This is a genomic window from Polaribacter vadi (genome assembly GCF_018861005.1).
Lineage (GTDB): Bacteria > Bacteroidota > Bacteroidia > Flavobacteriales > Flavobacteriaceae > Polaribacter > Polaribacter vadi_A.
In genome coordinates, this window is sequence record NZ_JAHKQL010000014.1 from 1 (window position 1) to 2,310 (window position 2,310).

Here is a 2,310-nt window from a genome sequence, read left to right on the forward strand (position 1 = left end):
AGTTAGTCTTGAAGACATGCGCCGGTTAAGGCTAAACTGAAAGGACAAGTTTTGGTGACTGCGCTCCTCCAAGCCAGTTACCTCGGTTCAAAGAGTTGGTAGCTCAGAGAACCTTCGAAAAACCGCCCTGCAAGGCGGTTTTTTCGTTTTCAGAGCAAGAGATTACGCGCAGACCAAAACGATCTCAAGAAGATCATCTTATTAATCAGATAAAATATTTCTAGGCACCAATAACTGCCTTAAAAAAATTACGCCCCGCCCTGCCACTCATCGCAGTACTGTTGTAATTCATTAAGCATTCTGCCGACATGGAAGCCATCACAAACGGCATGATGAACCTGAATCGCCAGCGGCATCAGCACCTTGTCGCCTTGCGTATAATATTTGCCCATGGTGAAAACGGGGGCGAAGAAGTTGTCCATATTGGCCACGTTTAAATCAAAACTGGTGAAACTCACCCAGGGATTGGCTGAGACGAAAAACATATTCTCAATAAACCCTTTAGGGAAATAGGCCAGGTTTTCACCGTAACACGCCACATCTTGCGAATATATGTGTAGAAACTGCCGGAAATCGTCGTGGTATTCACTCCAGAGCGATGAAAACGTTTCAGTTTGCTCATGGAAAACGGTGTAACAAGGGTGAACACTATCCCATATCACCAGCTCACCGTCTTTCATTGCCATACGAAATTCCGGATGAGCATTCATCAGGCGGGCAAGAATGTGAATAAAGGCCGGATAAAACTTGTGCTTATTTTTCTTTACGGTCTTTAAAAAGGCCGTAATATCCAGCTGAACGGTCTGGTTATAGGTACATTGAGCAACTGACTGAAATGCCTCAAAATGTTCTTTACGATGCCATTGGGATATATCAACGGTGGTATATCCAGTGATTTTTTTCTCCATTTTAGCTTCCTTAGCTCCTGAAAATCTCGATAACTCAAAAAATACGCCCGGTACTGATGAATCCCCTAATGATTTTGGTAAAAATCATTAAGTTAAGGTGGATACACATCTTGTCATATGATCAAATGGTTTCGCGAAAAATCAATAATCAGACAACAAGATGTGCGAACTCGATATTTTACACGACTCTCTTTACCAATTCTGCCCCGAATTACACTTAAAACGACTCAACAGCTTAACGTTGGCTTGCCACGCATTACTTGACTGTAAAACTCTCACTCTTACCGAACTTGGCCGTAACCTGCCAACCAAAGCGAGAACAAAACATAACATCAAACGAATCGACCGATTGTTAGGTAATCGTCACCTCCACAAAGAGCGACTCGCTGTATACCGTTGGCATGCTAGCTTTATCTGTTCGGGCAATACGATGCCCATTGTACTTGTTGACTGGTCTGATATTCGTGAGCAAAAACGACTTATGGTATTGCGAGCTTCAGTCGCACTACACGGTCGTTCTGTTACTCTTTATGAGAAAGCGTTCCCGCTTTCAGAGCAATGTTCAAAGAAAGCTCATGACCAATTTCTAGCCGACCTTGCGAGCATTCTACCGAGTAACACCACACCGCTCATTGTCAGTGATGCTGGCTTTAAAGTGCCATGGTATAAATCCGTTGAGAAGCTGGGTTGGTACTGGTTAAGTCGAGTAAGAGGAAAAGTACAATATGCAGACCTAGGAGCGGAAAACTGGAAACCTATCAGCAACTTACATGATATGTCATCTAGTCACTCAAAGACTTTAGGCTATAAGAGGCTGACTAAAAGCAATCCAATCTCATGCCAAATTCTATTGTATAAATCTCGCTCTAAAGGCCGAAAAAATCAGCGCTCGACACGGACTCATTGTCACCACCCGTCACCTAAAATCTACTCAGCGTCGGCAAAGGAGCCATGGGTTCTAGCAACTAACTTACCTGTTGAAATTCGAACACCCAAACAACTTGTTAATATCTATTCGAAGCGAATGCAGATTGAAGAAACCTTCCGAGACTTGAAAAGTCCTGCCTACGGACTAGGCCTACGCCATAGCCGAACGAGCAGCTCAGAGCGTTTTGATATCATGCTGCTAATCGCCCTGATGCTTCAACTAACATGTTGGCTTGCGGGCGTTCATGCTCAGAAACAAGGTTGGGACAAGCACTTCCAGGCTAACACAGTCAGAAATCGAAACGTACTCTCAACAGTTCGCTTAGGCATGGAAGTTTTGCGGCATTCTGGCTACACAATAACAAGGGAAGACTTACTCGTGGGTTGAGTCCTAGAAGCACTAAACACATTCACCCAGGGCACAATTTTTGGATCAGCCATATTGCTCAAAGATGTCTTACGTTCAGAGGCGCTA

General features: G+C 44.0%; 2 protein-coding genes. One reads left to right on the forward strand and one right to left on the reverse strand.

Going from position 1 to position 2,310, the window contains the following annotated elements:
* Window positions 1-248: 248 nt before the first annotated feature.
* A complete protein-coding gene (locus KO506_RS06965) occupies window positions 249-908 on the reverse strand; it encodes a type A-1 chloramphenicol O-acetyltransferase (RefSeq protein WP_000412211.1) in 660 nt (219 codons plus the stop codon).
* 160 nt (window positions 909-1,068) lie between these two features.
* On the opposite strand from KO506_RS06965, the gene KO506_RS06970 reads away from it, so the two are divergent.
* Window positions 1,069-2,223, forward strand: coding sequence for an IS4-like element ISVsa5 family transposase (locus KO506_RS06970; RefSeq protein ID WP_215994182.1), 1,155 nt, complete (start codon window positions 1,069-1,071; stop codon window positions 2,221-2,223).
* The last annotated feature ends 87 nt before the right edge of the window (window positions 2,224-2,310 follow it).

Excerpts from the sequence above, each read along its gene's own strand:
- KO506_RS06965 (WP_000412211.1), bottom strand. The coding sequence starts at position 908 with ATGGAGAAAAAAATCACTGGATATACCACCGTTGATATATCCCAATGG.
- KO506_RS06970 (WP_215994182.1), top strand. The coding sequence starts at position 1,069 with ATGTGCGAACTCGATATTTTACACGACTCTCTTTACCAATTCTGCCCC.